A 16,114-nucleotide genomic window follows, 5' to 3' on the forward strand; every position below is an offset into this window, starting at 1 on the left:
AAATCGGGCTTAATCATCCTTAATCCTTAACCCTAAATACTTTTCTTTTTATGCCATTTGACCCCACCAAACCCGTAGATAATTCACTGGCCGACGCAGGCGAACTGCGTGCCCAATTCAACGCCCTCAAGGCCCTGGATGATGACAAAAGCGCCCGCATTGCTGCGCTGGAGGCACAAGTCGCCGCCCTCCAGGCGAGCGTCGTCACCGCCGCCCAGTTGGCGGAAGCCCTGAGCAACCTCAGCGCGGCCCTCATCGCCAACAGCAGCGCGAACAGCAACGGCGTGATGCCGATGGATTTCGCCGTGAGCGATCCCCCCACGCAATGGGAGGTGGGGACGATCTTTAATACGATCAATGCGTTGATCCAGGCGCTGCGGCGGTCGTAGCAGGAGCTGTGGTATTGCCAACCGGCTTCGCCACGTAAAAGTTTTACACGCAAAAATTCAACCATTGCCAACGAGGGTGATTTTCGGTTAGCTTCACTCACCATGTCATCAGTTGGGCAACAATTGCGGGCGGCACGCGAAGCGCAGAAACTGACGCTGAACCAAGTGGCGGAGGCGACGAAAATTCGCACCGACTACTTGCAGGCGTTGGAGGAGGCGGAGTATGCCTCGTTCACCGCGCCGGTTTATATTCGCGGGTTTGTGCGGACATACTCGACCATGCTCAAGCTCGAGGTGCCCGCGCTCATGGATCAGTTGGGCGTTGAACTGAGCCAGACCACCCGGTTCCGCGATCCGCCCTCGCTCAGTCCCCGCAAGCGCGGATTACTGGATGACCTGATGTTGTTCATGTCGCGGATTCATTGGACGATTGTGTTGCCAGTGATCGCGGTCATTCTGCTGGGCGTGGTGGCGACGCTTTCTTACCAGGCATACCGCCGGCATAAAACCGAGGACCCGTTGGCGAATCTTGGCCCTGGCTTATACCAGCCAAGCACAGATGTGCGGGATCTGCGGCTCACCGTGCCCACCAATACGGCACCGGCACATCCGCGCCGGTAAAGTGGAGGGGGCTGGGGAAAGCGATTGCGGATTGCGGATTGCGGAATGGCATCGGAGAAGGCAACGCGGGAACCCATCGCCAAAGGGGCAATCATATTTCGGAATTCGGATTGCGGAATTCGGAATGAGCCGTCTCGTTACCTCGACGGCACAAATTATTATCCCGGCTCTACACCTTTATTTACGCAGGTATTCGTTGATGGCTTGGGCGCTGTTTTTGCCATCGCCCATGGCCAGGATGACGGTTGCCGCGCCACGCACGATGTCGCCACCGGCGAAGACGCCCGGCAGGTTGGTCATGCCTTTGTCATCCGTCTTGATGTTCCCCCACTGGTTGAGTTCCAGTTCGGGGCAGGTGCTGGTGAGCAGCGGATTGGCGCGGGAACCGATGGATACCACGATCATATCGCACGGGACCACGAATTCGCTGTCCGGCACGGGGACGGGACGGCGGCGGCCTTTGGCGTCCGGTTCGCCCAAGGTCATGCGGATGCACTTCAGACCGGTGACCCAGCGTTGTTCGTTGAATAGCACTTCGGTCGGGGCGGTCAGGAATTCAAATTCAATGCCTTCTTCCTCGGCGTGCTTGACCTCTTCCACGCGCGCCGGCATTTCCACTTTGCTGCGGCGATAGACGATCATGGAATGGGCCGCGCCCATGCGCTTGGCGGTGCGGGCGCCGTCCATGGCCACGTTGCCACCGCCGACGACGGCGACGCGCTGGCCGAGCAGGACGGGGGTATCGGACTTGGCAAAGGCAGCCATCAAATTCACGCGGGTCAGGTATTCGTTGGCGGAATAAACGCCCTTGGCGTTTTCGCCGGGCACGTTCATGAAGACGGGCAAGCCGGCGCCGTTGGCGATGAAAGTGGCGTCGAAACGTTCGCGCAGTTCATTCAGGGTGTAGGTGCGGCCAATGACGACGTTGCACTCAATTTTGACGCCGAACTTTTTCAGGCGGCCGACTTCTTCGCTCACAATCTTCTTCGGCAGGCGAAATTCCGGGATGCCATAGACGAGCACGCCGCCGGGTTTGTGCAAGGCTTCATAGACCGTCACGTCATGCCCGTTGCGGGCCAGTTCGCCGGCGGCGGTCAAGCCAGCGGGGCCGGCACCCACGATGGCCACCTTTTTACCGGTGGGGGTGGGTTTGGCTTCGTCTGAATCATGGAGATTGGTATAGGCCCAATCCGCCACGAAACGTTCCAGATGCCCAACGGCGACGGGGGCGCCTTTGACGCCGCGGATGCATTCGACTTCGCATTGGGTTTCCTGCGGGCAAACGCGCCCGGTGATGGCGGGGAGGGCGTTGTCCTTCAGCAGGCTGCGGGCGGCGCCCGGGAGATCGCCCTTGGCGACGAAATCAATAAAGCGGGGAATATCCACGCGCACCGGGCAACCGGCAATGCATTTGGCATCCTTGCATTGGAGGCAGCGTTCGGCCTCGATGATGGCCAACTGTTCGGTGAAACCCAGATTGACCTCGGTGAAGCTCGCGGCACGCGCGCGGGCATCCTGCTCCGGCATGTGTTGCCGTTTAAGTTGCAGACGTTCTTTGGTGGAAATTTTAGCGGGGGCGCTCATGGGAAATGGTTCCTTTCAACGATACATGAAAATGGGTTGGCAGATACGCTGGCTTGGCTATTTGCGGTCAAGACCGATGTTGCAGGGGCCGTCATGCGGGCGCACGGCTTTCTGCTCGAATTCGCGGTAGGTTTGCAGCCGCTCGGACAACAAGGAGAAATCCACGAGATGGCCGTCAAACTCCGGGCCGTCCACGCAGGCAAACTTGGTTTCGCCGCCGACGCCGACGCGGCATCCGCCGCACATTCCGGTGCCGTCCACCATGACGGGGTTCAGGGAGACGATGGTGTGAATCTTTGCGGGCCGGGTCAATTCCGCCACCGCCCGCATCATGGGCACCGGGCCGACGGCATAGATGATGTCCACTTTTTCACGGGCGATCAGATCGCGGGTGGCATCCGTGACGAACCCTTTGCGGCCATAGCTGCCGTCATCGGTGCAAACGAGGACTTCGCCCAGGCGCTTCAGTTCCTCTTCAAAAATCACCCATTCCTTGGAGCGTCCGCCGATGATGCTGGTCACTTTCACCCCGGCGCGGCTCAGGCCTTGCGCGATGGGATGGACGACCGCCGTGCCGACGCCGCCACCGACGCAGACCGCGTGGCCGGATTCGATGACTTCGGTTGGCTTGCCCAGCGGGCCGCAGACGTCCTCCAGAAATTGCCCCGGTTCCAAGGCAACAAGGTCGCGGGTACTTTTGCCGACCGCCTGGATCACCAAGGCGATGGTGCCCCGCTTGGGATCGGCGTCCGCGATGGTCAGCGGAATGCGTTCCGCGCCTTCGGCGAGGTGGACAATGACAAATTGCCCGGGCTTTCTCACTTCCGCCACACGCGGGGCTTCGACGTCCAACCGCGTAACATTCGGGCTGAGCTGCTTCTTATCAACAATGCGATGCATAAACGACAGTAAATTCACTTTAGCCGTGTCGCTTGCCAGGCTGCCTCAGCCAGGCCGGACCTTTTGGCCTAATCGGGCTGAAAGTAAACGGGAAGCCGGGGGATTGGTCAATGCCGGAATTCGCCTGAAGCATTGTATAAGTTGGGGTGATAGTCAGGCAAGCCAGGCTAATTTTTAGCGTCGCTGCACGCGCGCCATTGCCTCGGTTAAAGCCGCGTCCACCTGCGCCACATCGCCAGCGGCCGGCACGTCCATCAGCAGGCCCGCCTGCCGGTAATAGTCCACCACCGGAGTGGTCATGCGGCGATACACCTGCATGCGGGTGCGAATGGTTTCCGGTTTATCATCCTCCCGTTGATAGAGCGGGCTGCCGTCCCGATCGCAGATGCCCGGTTGTTTGGGCGGGTTGAATTCCACGTGATACGGCGTCTGGCAGGTGGTGCATACCCGGCGTCCGGAAATGCGCCCAATAATGCTGTCTTCGGGCACTTGGAGAAATAACACGGTGTCCAGCTTGCGCCCCATTTCCGCCATGATTTCATCCAGCGCCTGCGCCTGCACCAAGGTGCGCGGGTAGCCATCCAGAATGAACCCTTCGCTGGAATCGTCCGCCCGCAGGCGTTCCCGAACCATCGCTTCGGTGACGTCGTCCGGCACCAGTTGGCCGCGCTCGATAAAGCCGCGGGCGATGCGTCCCAGGATGGTGTTTTCCTTGGTGTTTTCCCGGAACAGGTTGCCGGTGGCGATGTGGGGGATGCCCAGCTTTTCCGAAAGAAAGGCGGCATGAGTGCCCTTGCCGCTGCCCGGCGCGCCCATGAGCAGAATGTCCAGACTGGGTTGCCGACGGGAAACTTGTTCCCGAACGGGCGGACTGAGCAATTGATCCAACTCCCGGTTCTGCGCATCCGTGAGCACCGGCACAAAGCGGCCTTGCGCCACCTGATCAAAGAAACCGTTCAGCGTGCCGACGACCTGATTGACGCTGCCGGAGGCATCCACCCATTGCAAGCGATGATCTTGCCGGAAGTAATCCAGCGTCGGCGCGGTATTGCGGCGGAAAATTTCCAAACGGCGACGGAGAATGTCGGGATGATCGTCGGGCCGATTGGGTCGCTTGGCCGCGCGTTCAAACACGGCGTTTGCGGAGGCCTGCATGAAGAACACGGCGTCCAGCTTGCGACCCATCGTCTGAAACAGTTCATCCACGTAGCGGGCCTGGAACAGCGTGCTGGGAAAGCCATCCAACAGCAATCCCTGATCGGCAGGGAGTTGCCGGACGGTTTCCTCGATCATCGCGTTGATGAATTCGTCCGGCACGAGCAGCCCTTGCTCGACATAGCGGCGGGTCAGAATCCCCAAGGCCGTCTGCTGATCGCGGTGTTCGCGGAGCAGTTTGCCGGTGGACAGGTGCTTCAAGCGGAACGTATCACGCAGCACCTCAGCGCACGTGGTTTTTCCCGCGCAAGTCGGCCCCACCAATGAGATGTTCATCATATTTCGGCGTCTTTCAAATCCTGTCCAAACGGTATCAGGGCCATCGGTGTATCATGGTCCAAATGCTCATGGCAAACCCGAAAGAAGTCCGCCTGTGTATCCACGCGCCGGATGGCGTGCAAAAACTGCCCGGTGGGTTCCACCCCGAGACCGATCTGGTTGGCGTATTTTTTCATCTTCTGCACCTGCGACACCTCACGCACACCAGGCGTGCAGACGGCGTCGAACAATGCGTGGACGTAACGTAATACCTCCCGGCCAGTTGGCAACTGAATCGTTTGTCCCGCCAAATGTTGGCGAATCTGGGTGAAAAGCCAGGGGTTTCGAATGGCCCCGCGCCCGATCATCAGGCCTTTTGCGCCGGTTTGTTTCAGAATTTGCTCCGCCCCGGCGGCGGAGAACACATTCCCGTTGGCCAACACCGGGCAGGCCGCCTCAGCCACCGCCCGGGCGATCAGATCGTAATGTACTGCGCCATGGTACATCTCTTTCACCGTCCGGCCATGCACGGTGAGCAGGTCCAACCGGTGCTTGGCAAAAATAGGCAGGAAGGTGTCCCACACGCGGAAATCCTCGAACCCCACCCGCGTTTTGACGGTGAACTTAATGGTCAACGCGTCGCGCATGGCCCCCAGAATGGCATCCACCAATGGCGGTTGGCGCAACAGCCCGCCGCCGGCACACTTACGATACACCACCGGTGCCGGGCAACCCAGGTTCAGGTCCACTGCCACCACGGGATAATTCTGCAACTCGCGAGCGGACCGCACCAAGCCGGGGATGTCGTTACCAATCAACTGTGCCACGATGGGGCGTCCAGTGGGGTTGGCGGTAATGGATTTCAGAATATGTTTATCCAGGCGTGACCCTGGGTAAACGCGGAAATATTCGGTATAATAGACATCCGCGCCACCGTAATTACTCAACAACTGCCAGAAAGGCAGATCGGTAATATCCTGCATCGGAGCCAACGCCAATATCGGAGCGGAGCCGCACAACAGCGTTTCAAATTGTTCCCGGTGATTCATAGCGCTGCGGGTGGCTGAGTGAGTCATTTCCACCACGATTCGTTCGCCTTAATCTGCTCCAGCAGTCGCGCATCAGCGGGCGGGAAGGCGTATTGATCCAGTTCCTCGCGGGTGATCCAAGCGAATGCGGCACAGCCAATGGCTTGCGGTTCATGTTGGACCATGCGACAAAGGAAAAATTTTAACAGTACGGTCTTTTCGGGATACTCGTGCCGGATGGTTTCGATCAATTCCCCCACGGCCACGTCAATGGCCAGCTCTTCCTGTAGTTCGCGAACCAGACATTGTTCAAACGTCTCACCAACATGGCGTTTGCCACCGGGGAATTCCCATAAGCCGCCCAAGTGATCCTGCGCGCGCCGTTGCGTGATCAGAAGCCGTCCCGCGCGAAATACCAGACCGGCGGAGACTTCGATCATCAGCGTCCCACGCTTTTATAGATGAACCCGAGCTTCTCCATTTCGGCGGGATCGAACAGATTGCGTCCGTCGAACAGGATCGGGTGGCTGAGGGCTTTGCGGGTACGTTCGAGGTCCAGTTTTTTGAATTCCGGCCATTCGGTGGCGATGATCAAGGCATCGCAACCATCCGCCACCGCGTTCATATCATCCACATAGGTGACATCCGGCAACAAGGCTTTGGCCTTGTCCATGGCTTTGGGATCATGCACGCGCAAGGTGGCCCCCTCTTTGACCAGGCGTTGACAAAGCTCGATGGCGGGCGACATGCGCACGTCGTCGGTGTTTTGTTTGAAGGCCAGTCCGAGCACACCGATTTTTTTACCCTTCAACACCCAGAGCGTGTCACTGATCTTTTTGACGAATCGTTCCATCTGCTGGTCGTTGATATTCTGCACTTCCCGCAACAGCCCGAAACTGTAACCGAGTTGCTCGGAGATGCGAATGAAGGCGCTGAGGTCTTTGGGGAAGCAACTGCCGCCAAAGCCCAAGCCCGCTTCGAGGAAGCGGCGGCCAATGCGGGGGTCCATGCCGATGCCATTGGCCACTTCCATCACGTTGGCGCCGGACGCCTCGCAAATGACGGAAACCGCGTTGATATAGGAAATTTTCAGTGCCAGAAACGAGTTGGCCGCGTGTTTGATCAATTCAGCGGAGTTGATGTCCGTGACAATGATGGGGGCTTTAAACACGGAGTAAAGCTCGCGGAGCGCGGCGACCGGGCGTTGCGAACGCACCCCGACGACCACGCGATCCGGCTTCATGAAATCATCCACGGCAAACCCTTCGCGCAGGAATTCCGGGTTGCTGACCACGTCGAACTCCACCTTGGCTTTGCAGTAGCGCTTGATGGTTTCCGAAACCTTCTCACCGGTCATCACGGGGACGGTGCTTTTGTCCACCACGATTTTATAACTGGTCATGCAACTGGCGATTTCGCGGGCAACGCCTTCGATAAAACTCAGGTCCACCGACCCATCGGGCATGGGCGGAGTGGGCACGGCGATGAAGACAAAATCCGACTGGTCCACGCCATCCTTGGTGGAAGTGGTGAAGGACAGCCGTCCGGCAGCCACGTTTTTGCGCACCAACTCATCCAGCCCCGGCTCATAAATGGGCATGCCGCCGGCTTTGAGGGTCTGGACTTTTGCTTCGTCGCGGTCCACGCAAATCACCTGGTTGCCCACCTCTGCGAAGCAGGTGCCGGTGACCAATCCCACATAACCTGTGCCAATAATGGTAATTTTCATAATTTTATCACAACTGACCGCAAATTATCACGCCAGCCGATGAATTATACCGCTTTCAGTATGGTTTGGCAATGACCCGTTCAATCGGCGAAATTCCCGCCGCCATTATTTTTTCGGCGCGGGAGATTTGGCGGGTGGCTGAGAAATTGGAGCGCGCGGCGCTGTGCTTACGGGGGAAGACGGCGCGGGCGTGACGTTAACTGGCTTGGGCGCTTCAAATTTTTCCACCGGAATGACCTCCGGGTGGGCTTTGGCCAACAGGCGCAGGCGTTCCTGGGCCTCATCCATCCAAGGGTTGTACATCTGGCCGCGGCTCATATCCGCCATGTCCTTGTAGGTTTTAAATGCCTCGGAAAACTTGGCTTGCGCTTCATAGATGCGCGCCATCGCCAGTTTGGAGATGGACACCACGCTGAGATCGTATGAATACTGGCGGCTGGCATCCTGATATTTGGCCAAGGCATCATTCGGCTTGCCGGCGGCATCCAGGCAGGTGGCGATCCCCAAAACGGCTTGGGCAACCATCGGATGAGAACCATTTTGTGCCAGAAATTTTTCAAAGGCGGCCTGCGCCTCGGCATATTTGCCTTCGTTGTACAAGGCTTCGGCCCCCATCAGGCTTGCTTGGGCGGCGGCGCTGGTGCCCGAGTACTGTTCGGCCACCTTGAAATATTGCGCGGAAGTGGCGGGCGGCGCTTTGCTGACGCCGGGGATGGGCCCCCGCAAACCAGTCAGGGCCTCACTGGCATTCACCTCCTGCTGCTCCGAATAATAATTGTAGCAGGTAACGATTACGGCGATGCCAATGGCCACGCCGACGCCAACGACCAGGCGCTTCTTGTTTTCTTCCAACCACGTCAAAAACTTTATGTCGGCGGTTGATTGCGTTGTTTCAACAGTATCCATAATGGAGCGGTAATCATCTGGATAGCCTTTTAAAAGGCAAGCTTGAAATTAAACGATTTTTTGCCACCCAAACCTGGGGAACTGCAATTCGCGAAAAACGGGTATGGCCAAACACGAAGGAACCATGGGGCTCAGAAATCCGGATGCTGAAATCCGGCCTTGTGCCGAAGGCATCCCATGGAAAACCGGGCAACAATCGAACTGAACCTGAGCGGCAGCAATCCGGCCGAAGCATCGCAAACCCGCTAGGATGGGAAAGTCCTGAGTTGCGTATTCTCCCACTTGGGGTCTGGAATCAGTCTGCCTTACTGAAGCGGCCTCGCCTTTTCCAGCCATCACGGGGAACACGGAGGACAACCTGAGCGTATCGCGCGGGTTTGATTAACGCCGCCCACGGCGGCATGGCGGGTATCCATAAGAGATACCCACCATTAGTGCCAGCCTGACTATTTCTTCTTGCCAACCACTGCTTTGGCTTCTTTGGCCGCCGCTTTTTTCTTGGCTTCGGTGCTGACTTTGACCTGTTTCTGTTTTGACTGTTTAGTCACGGATTTAGGAGACTTGTCGCCCATAAACGAATTTACCTTTCAGTTATTATTCCTGGTGCCGCTTTGACTTGAGTGCCATCGCCAACATCCCGGGAACTGGGTGAAGATAATCTGTTTTAAATATTTTGTAAACAAAAACTGCTGATTATTTTTCAAGCCCGCCATGGCGGGCTTACCAGACGGCAACCCATGGCAGGCAAAATGCCAACAATTTGCGTGGCGCAAACAGCGGCGAAAAAGGTGCCTGAAATTCAGGTTGGCCTCCCAAGCCAGCCCGAGGACTTGTCACCGGGCTGTATCAAGCGCGTTGGTGCGTTACGAAAAATACGAGGTGGGCAGGGTCTGTGGCACCTGTATCCTCCCCCACGGGGCTTTGACTGCTTTAGCCGCACGTAGAAGTGAGGCGTTAACGATTACCAGAATGCCTGTTTGGAAAATATTCTGGCACACCCTTCGGGGTGCATCTCCTTTTCCATGGTTTACCGGTGGTCCGGCCCCTTCCCCCTCCGGACAACACCGACACACTGTCAATCCTATCTGATTGTGGAAATCCAATCCCCTGCTGGGTGGAGTTAATGTGTGCGTCGGCGGGTGGTTTGATGAAACAATTCTAAAAGAATTGCGTCCCCAGAGGCCAGGGTTGCTTGCGGGGGCGAAGGAGAGCGCAACCTGCTGGTGATCCGCCTCGCCTTTTCCCATCAACCCTGCAAGAGGTTGCGTCAATTTACGCTCGGATAGGATCACCGACGTTTGATACGCGTCAGGATTGGTTGTGGCCGAGCATCAGGCGCGGGATAATCATGCCGGGTTCGTTGCCGCAACCGCCTTCAGGGTTGCCCAGTCATGGTGGACGGTGAACCCAAGGTAGCCACGGCCCCCTTTCCCATTGCCGAGGCAACCTTATATGTTCCCTGCGATGAATTTGATCACAAGCGTCATAATTGTCCAGCCGCCATGCTGGGGGATGCCATGCTCTTTTCCGAAGGTGAGCGTAGCGAACCGCAGGAAAAGAGCATGGCATAACGGTGCCGCCCGATCCGCCTGGGGATGGCCAGCGCATGTTTTAGCCTGCCAACCGCTGGCTTTTATGCTTTTCTTGTTTCGGCAGGAAAACAAGACCGCCGCTGGGCTCCGATGACGCAATCCATTCTGGATTGCCCGGAAAGGCACCCCATCATCCCGAGCGGGATGAAAGTTATGTGAAGTACAAAGTTATGTGAAGTTTTTGTAAAAACACCCTGTTTTGCTGGGATTTCAGTGCGGCAACTTCACATAACAACACCAGAGTTTTTCTGTTTTTTGGCCGCCGTCAGAGCAAAATGGGGAGGCATGAAAAAAACTGACCTCACCCCCAGATGGGAAACACTACTCCAACAATATCAACATTACAGCGAAGACTAACGCTGCCATCGAGCGCCTAAACTAGCCGGATGGACGGATAATGAGGTCGCCGGGCCGGTCAATTTGCCAGATGGACGGATAACTTTGCCAAATGGGCGGGTGATTTAAACGTGCGTCTTTACGGCTGCACCAACCGGACATTCACTGAGAACCCTTGTTGTGGCGGCGACAATTTCTGCCAATGTGCCTGCCCCGTCACATTTGTGCCGTCCAGACTCACGGTTCCCAGCCACATCCCTTTACCGCCGTATAACGTCTGGCACATCACCAATTCCTGTTGCCGCGTCAAGGATAGCGAACCGGTCAGTCTGGTCTTATCCGATAGGGTTCCGCTAAGGATCACCATCCCTGTAGGTTGCACCGCCAAGGTCAGGTTTCCGCTGTTGGTACCGTTCCCTACCGTTTCCACAGCCACCGTGTAGTTGGCCTTTTGCGCCTGCTTCATCGCCGGGTCCGCGTGGAGATCAGAGGTCCAGGTTGCACCCTGCCTGACCATGCCGGTTATTCCACCCGCCCCGGCCAAATCCAATTTCAACCATACCTGCAATCCCAAGGTGTTACCCAACGCAACCGGCGCCGCCGCCATCCCGCCGGCATCGAACGTCCCGGCCAAGGCGCACACTTTGCCTTGATAGGTCAATTGGCCCGTAAACGCCCCTTTGTCCGTCACCGTTAATTTGATCGCTCCGCTATTGGTCCAGTCCGCCTGGAATATGTCCAGCGCCGGGCAGAACAGCCCCGCGTAATCCCCTTTGCGCGTCGGGAACGCGTTGGTCACAAAGTTCGCCGTCAGCGTCAGGTTGGAGCGCATGGTAAATATCAGGTTGGCATGGTTGGTCAACACCGAGCCGTTATCCACCCAATTGGAGAAGAGGAAACCGGTTCCCGGAGAAGCTTTCATGGTGTAAGCGTTGCCCAAGGTCAGCGCCTTGCCATTCAGGTCGGGAGACAGCGTGCCATTGCCAACCCGCACCACCTTCAGAGTGTCAGTCGCCAGTTTCACGAATTTGACACGGTTGGTTTTTGAGTAGTTGCCGGAGGTATCCACGGCATAGACCGCCAGGAGATTGGTGCCAAGGGCGGGTGCCACTTGGATGCGCCAAGCTGTGGTTCCTGAGGCGAGCTGCCAGGGTCCGCTGTTAAGCTGACACCACACTTCCGCCACGCCTTTGGCATCCGAGGCGGTGCCAGTGGCAGTCACCAGGTTGGAATAGGTCGGGCTGGCAGGCGGAGTGATCGTGACGGTGGGGATGCCGGCCTCCATGGGCATAAAGTTGAGATAGAACAGGTTGGTGCTGCGATTACCAAAGAGATCCTCCGCCATGAGATTGACGATGTTTATGCCGGGTTGAAGGGTGATGGGCTGGTTCCAAGAAAGGATAATATTTCCATAACTTATTGCATCCATGTCCCAATCCATTCTGTATGTGATGACGTACCCCCAATGGAAAAAGGTACTTCCAGTGTTGTTCACATTGGGCAGCAACAGTCCATTGACCCATAAATTTTTAACCCCGTGGCCGCCCCGTCCAGCATCGGTCACGTTCCCGCTAAGGGTGTAGAGACGTTGGGTGACAATCATCCCGGAGTTGGCGTTGACCGTGATGAGCGGTCCCAGATTATCCACCACGGTTAACGTAGCCACCAGGCTGGTCACGGAACCAAAGTTATTCAGGGCGACCACCTGGTAGCCGCCCTCATCGCTGGGCTGGCAAAGGGAAATGTTGAGAAGGCTGTTGGTGGCTGCGGGGATGGGAAGGCCATTGTGTAGCCATTGGTATCGCAGCGGGACGGCTCCAGTAGCGATCACCTGGAACCAAGCGGAGGTTCCCAAAACGGTGGTCACGCTTTGCGGCTGGGTGGTAATGTTGGGCGCGCATAAGACCGTCAGCGTTGCCACTGTGCTGGTGACCATTCCATAGGCATTGCTCACCACAACGCTATAACTACCGGCATTAAGATTCTGCGCATTATTAATGGTCAAGGTGGGACGGGTGGCCAGGTCGAGATTGGTGCCATTAAGGCGCCATTGATAGAACAGTGACCCGGTACCGGTGGCGACCACATTAAAGCTGATGATGCTCCCCTGAGCGTTCATCTGGCTTTGCGGTTGGACGGGGAGGATTGGCGGACTCAGCACGGTCAGAGTGGCCACCACGCTGGTCGCCATCCCATACACATTGCTTACCACGCAATAATAATCCCCGGCATCACCGGGCAAGACATGGGTTACTCTAAATTGGCTGTTGGTGGACACCAACAATATGGCATCTTCACGGAACCACTGGTAAACCAGCGGCGCAGCCCCCGTGGCTGTCACGGTGAAACCGGACGGCGCACCCCATGCATTCGTCCGGCTTTGCGGTTGGGCGGTGATCGTCGGCGGGCACAGCACGGTCAGCGTCGCCACTGCGCTGGTCGCCATCCCATACCTATTGCTCAAGATACAAGTATAGTTCCCGGCGTTGGTGGCCTGCGCTTGGGGTATGGCAAATTGGGTATTGGTGGCAGCGGGCAGCGGAATGCCATCGCACAGCCATTGGAAAGACAACGGCGCAGTGCCAGCAACGGTCACGTCGAATACAACGGCTGTCCCCAGCACATTCGTGTAACTTTGTGGTTGAGACATGATGACCGGCGGGGAAAGCACTGAGAGAGATGCCACGACCGAGGTTGCCCCTCCATAATCATTGGTGATCACCACCTGATAATCGCCCGCATCAGTCCACCTGAGATTGGCAAGTCGAAGGGTCAGGTTGGTTTCGCCGGCAATGGCCGTAAATGGATTATTGCCGACTGCCTTGTACCACTGACAGACCAATGGCGCGGTACCAGTGGCCGTCACGCCGAACACGGCTGACGCGCCAGCCAGGTTGGTCTGGCTCTGCGGTTGCGTGGTAAGCGCTGGCTGATAAAGCACGGAAAGCGCCACCACCCTGCTCATGACCCGTCCATACATATTGCTCACCGCCACTTGATAGATGCCCGCATTGGCTTCCTGCACATTCTGGATGGTCAGTGTATTATTGGTGGCCCAGCCAAGATTGGCGCCATTAAATCGCCACTGGTACGACAATGGCGCAATGCTGCCGGCGGTCACGCTGAAGTTGGCCGTGTGCCCCAGCAAGGTCGGCTGGCTTTGCGGATGACTGGTAATAACTGGCAGGTACAGCAACGCCAGCGTCGCCACCTCACTGGTCACCACCCCATACGCATTGCTGACCACGACGACGTAATTGCCGACATTGAGGCCCTGGGCATTATTGATGGTCAGAGTGCTATTGGTCGCTCCTCCAAGATTGGCATCATTGAATTGCCACTGATAGGACAGCGGGACGGTACCCGTCGCGATTACGTTAAAATTGGCGGCGGCCCCCTGGATGTTGGTGCGGCTTTGAGGTTGAACAGCGATGGCAGGCGGATACAACAGCGTCAATGTTGCCACCGCGCTGGCCGCCATGCCATCAACATTGCTCATCAGGCATAAATAGTTCCCCCCATCGCCAGCCTGCACATTACTGATGGTCAGTTGACTATTCGTAGCGGCGACCAATGGGGTGCCATCATGCAACCATTGGTAAAACATCGGCGTGGTGCCATTGGCCGCCACGTTGAACCCGGCGGTCCCCCCCACCAAGGTCGCCTGGCTGAACGGTTGAACGGTAATGACGGGCGGATAAATAACGGTCAACCGCGCCACCGCACTGGTTATCACACCGTAAGGATTACTCACAACCACCGTGTAATCACCAGCGTCTCCGCTCTGCAGGCTCGTCAGCGTCAGCGTAGCATTGGTCGCCAAAGCCAGGTTGGCGCCATTCTGCCGCCACTGGTAATGGAATGGCATATTTCCCGCAGGCTCTACCCTGAACCCAGCGGTCGTCCCCACCGCGTTCGTCCGGCTTTGCGGCTGAGCCACAATGGTCGGCGGATATACCATTGAGAGCGTTGCCACAGCGCTGGTTACCATCCCAAACACATTGCCTGCCACCACATGGTATCCGCCAGTGTGCGTCAGTTGGATATTGGTCAGGGTCAGGACGGCATTTGTCCTGTCCGGCATGGTAACACCGTTGAAATACCACTGATAGGTCATGGGTACGGAGCCTGTAATCGTGGCCATAAAGGTGGCTGAACCACCCGGCACGGCCACCTGATTCGTCGGGGAACTGACAAGCGCTGCCGGCACCAGCACGGTAAGCATGGCGGCACTACTGGTGGAGGATCCCCAAATGTCAGTGACCACCACCTGATAGTTACCCTCCTGATTCGCCCGGACATTCGTCAAGGTAAGCGAATCATTCGTCGCGCCGGGAATCACAAAAACGGTGTTGAAATACCACGCATACACGAAAGGATTTGTGCTGGTTGCCGAGGCTGTAAAGGTGGCATTCGACCCCAGCAATACCGTCGTGCTTTGCGGCTGGGTGAGGATGGTTGGCGGCGGCGGACTCAAGGCACTGAGATTCCAGTAAGTCATGGTATTCAATGGAATCGGCGGATTCGGCGGCATCCTCATGAATTCCGATGGCGCAAAATAAAAAACGGGGGATAAACCATATAGTGTGCCCAATGGCACGTTCCCGGCAGCCATATTGGTTTTGAACATTTCCCAAGTGGCGCCATAGGTGTTATCCCAGACGCGTACTTGAAACTGGGTGGTATTGGTTGTTTCAGCCTTGTAGGCGGTGTTCGAGGTGTTCCCCGCGCTAAACCGGCCATCAAGGAAAGAACCGAACCCAAGAATGCCACTGGTATTCGTGTACAGAGCCAGACCGGTGATGCCGCTGCTGGTGTTGCTTGGCCATATATAGGCACGGCAATCCGTTAAATTTGTGGCAAGGCCATTGGTATTATAATAAACGGCGATCCTCAATTGGGGGAACACATTTGAGCTAATCGAGGAAGTGCCCGTAGGTGAGGCCAATTCGTTGGTATTGAATATTTTTTGGCTGGCGCCATTTGCGCAGCAGAAATAGCCGGGGGTAGCCCATAACGAAACTACGAAGCCACCGGTGAACCCCAAAGTTAAAATCAGCTTTTTCATACTTTTTTCCAACTCTCCAACGGCCTAGCCGTATAGTCCGCCACCATCCCCGGCATCATCGGCCCGTCACAAGTCTCCCTCACGTCATCCTGATTGCCTGAACCGTCACTAGCCCATGCAGCGGATTACGGCATCAATTCGGACATGATTAAGAACTTACACTGTACAGCCAGCCATGTACAGTTAAATTAATGCGTTTATACACACCCACACCCTTCGGGGTGCATCTCCTTTTCTACGGTTTACCGGTGGTCCGGCCCCTTCCCCCTCCGGACAACACCGGAGACACTCTGCCAATCCTATCAGATTGGGGAAATCCAATCCCCTGCTGGGTAGAGTTAATGTGTGCGTCGGCGGGTGGTTTGATGAAACAATTCTGAAAGAATTGCGTCACCAAAAGAGGTCAAACTCGAACAATGACTTGAAAGTTCGACCGCTAGCAGCCTGTCGGACTTAGAAAAGCAGTTTTTTTAAGAAGCCCGGACATA

General features: G+C 56.8%; 10 protein-coding genes. 2 read left to right on the forward strand and 8 right to left on the reverse strand.

The window, feature by feature from the left end; translation table 11 throughout:
• Positions 1 to 50 precede the first annotated feature (50 nt).
• Both WCO56_24190 and WCO56_24195 read left to right on the forward strand, forming a co-directional pair.
• Entirely contained in the window at positions 51 to 389 is a 339-nt protein-coding gene (locus WCO56_24190; GenBank protein MEI7732694.1) for a hypothetical protein, read from the forward strand.
• A gap of 102 nt (positions 390 to 491) precedes the next feature.
• Entirely contained in the window at positions 492 to 1,010 is a 519-nt protein-coding gene (locus WCO56_24195) for a helix-turn-helix domain-containing protein (protein ID MEI7732695.1), read from the forward strand.
• A 177-nt stretch (positions 1,011 to 1,187) separates the two neighbouring features.
• Here the strand turns inward: WCO56_24195 and gltA are convergent, their stop codons facing one another.
• The 8 genes from gltA to WCO56_24235 form a co-directional block, all read right to left on the reverse strand.
• A complete protein-coding gene (gltA, locus tag WCO56_24200; GenBank protein ID MEI7732696.1) occupies positions 1,188 to 2,594 on the reverse strand; it encodes an NADPH-dependent glutamate synthase in 1,407 nt (468 codons plus the stop codon).
• 57 nt (positions 2,595 to 2,651) lie between these two features.
• A complete protein-coding gene (locus WCO56_24205; protein ID MEI7732697.1) occupies positions 2,652 to 3,494 on the reverse strand; it encodes a sulfide/dihydroorotate dehydrogenase-like FAD/NAD-binding protein in 843 nt (280 codons plus the stop codon).
• A 174-nt stretch (positions 3,495 to 3,668) separates the two neighbouring features.
• Positions 3,669 to 4,988, reverse strand: coding sequence for an adenylate kinase (locus WCO56_24210; protein ID MEI7732698.1), 1,320 nt, complete (start codon positions 4,986 to 4,988; stop codon positions 3,669 to 3,671).
• Positions 4,985 to 6,043 (reverse strand): tRNA-dihydrouridine synthase family protein, encoded by a 1,059-nt coding sequence (locus WCO56_24215; GenBank protein MEI7732699.1) that lies wholly within the window; start codon positions 6,041 to 6,043, stop codon positions 4,985 to 4,987. Before WCO56_24215 ends, WCO56_24210 begins: the two co-directional genes overlap by 4 nt.
• Positions 6,040 to 6,435, reverse strand: coding sequence for an 8-oxo-dGTP diphosphatase MutT (mutT, locus tag WCO56_24220; GenBank protein MEI7732700.1), 396 nt, complete (start codon positions 6,433 to 6,435; stop codon positions 6,040 to 6,042). Before mutT ends, WCO56_24215 begins: the two co-directional genes overlap by 4 nt.
• A complete protein-coding gene (locus WCO56_24225; protein ID MEI7732701.1) occupies positions 6,435 to 7,724 on the reverse strand; it encodes a UDP-glucose/GDP-mannose dehydrogenase family protein in 1,290 nt (429 codons plus the stop codon). The genes mutT and WCO56_24225 overlap by 1 nt, the downstream gene beginning before the upstream one ends.
• Before the next feature lie 105 nt (positions 7,725 to 7,829).
• Positions 7,830 to 8,630, reverse strand: coding sequence for a tetratricopeptide repeat protein (locus tag WCO56_24230; protein MEI7732702.1), 801 nt, complete (start codon positions 8,628 to 8,630; stop codon positions 7,830 to 7,832).
• Positions 8,631 to 10,697: 2,067 nt separating this feature from the next.
• Complete coding sequence (locus WCO56_24235) at positions 10,698 to 15,626, reverse strand: immunoglobulin domain-containing protein (GenBank protein ID MEI7732703.1); 4,929 nt, start codon at positions 15,624 to 15,626, stop codon at positions 10,698 to 10,700.
• Between the last annotated feature and the right edge of the window lie 488 nt (positions 15,627 to 16,114).

It is taken from the genome of Verrucomicrobiota bacterium (assembly GCA_037139415.1).
Lineage (GTDB): Bacteria > Verrucomicrobiota > Verrucomicrobiia > Limisphaerales > Fontisphaeraceae > JBAXGN01.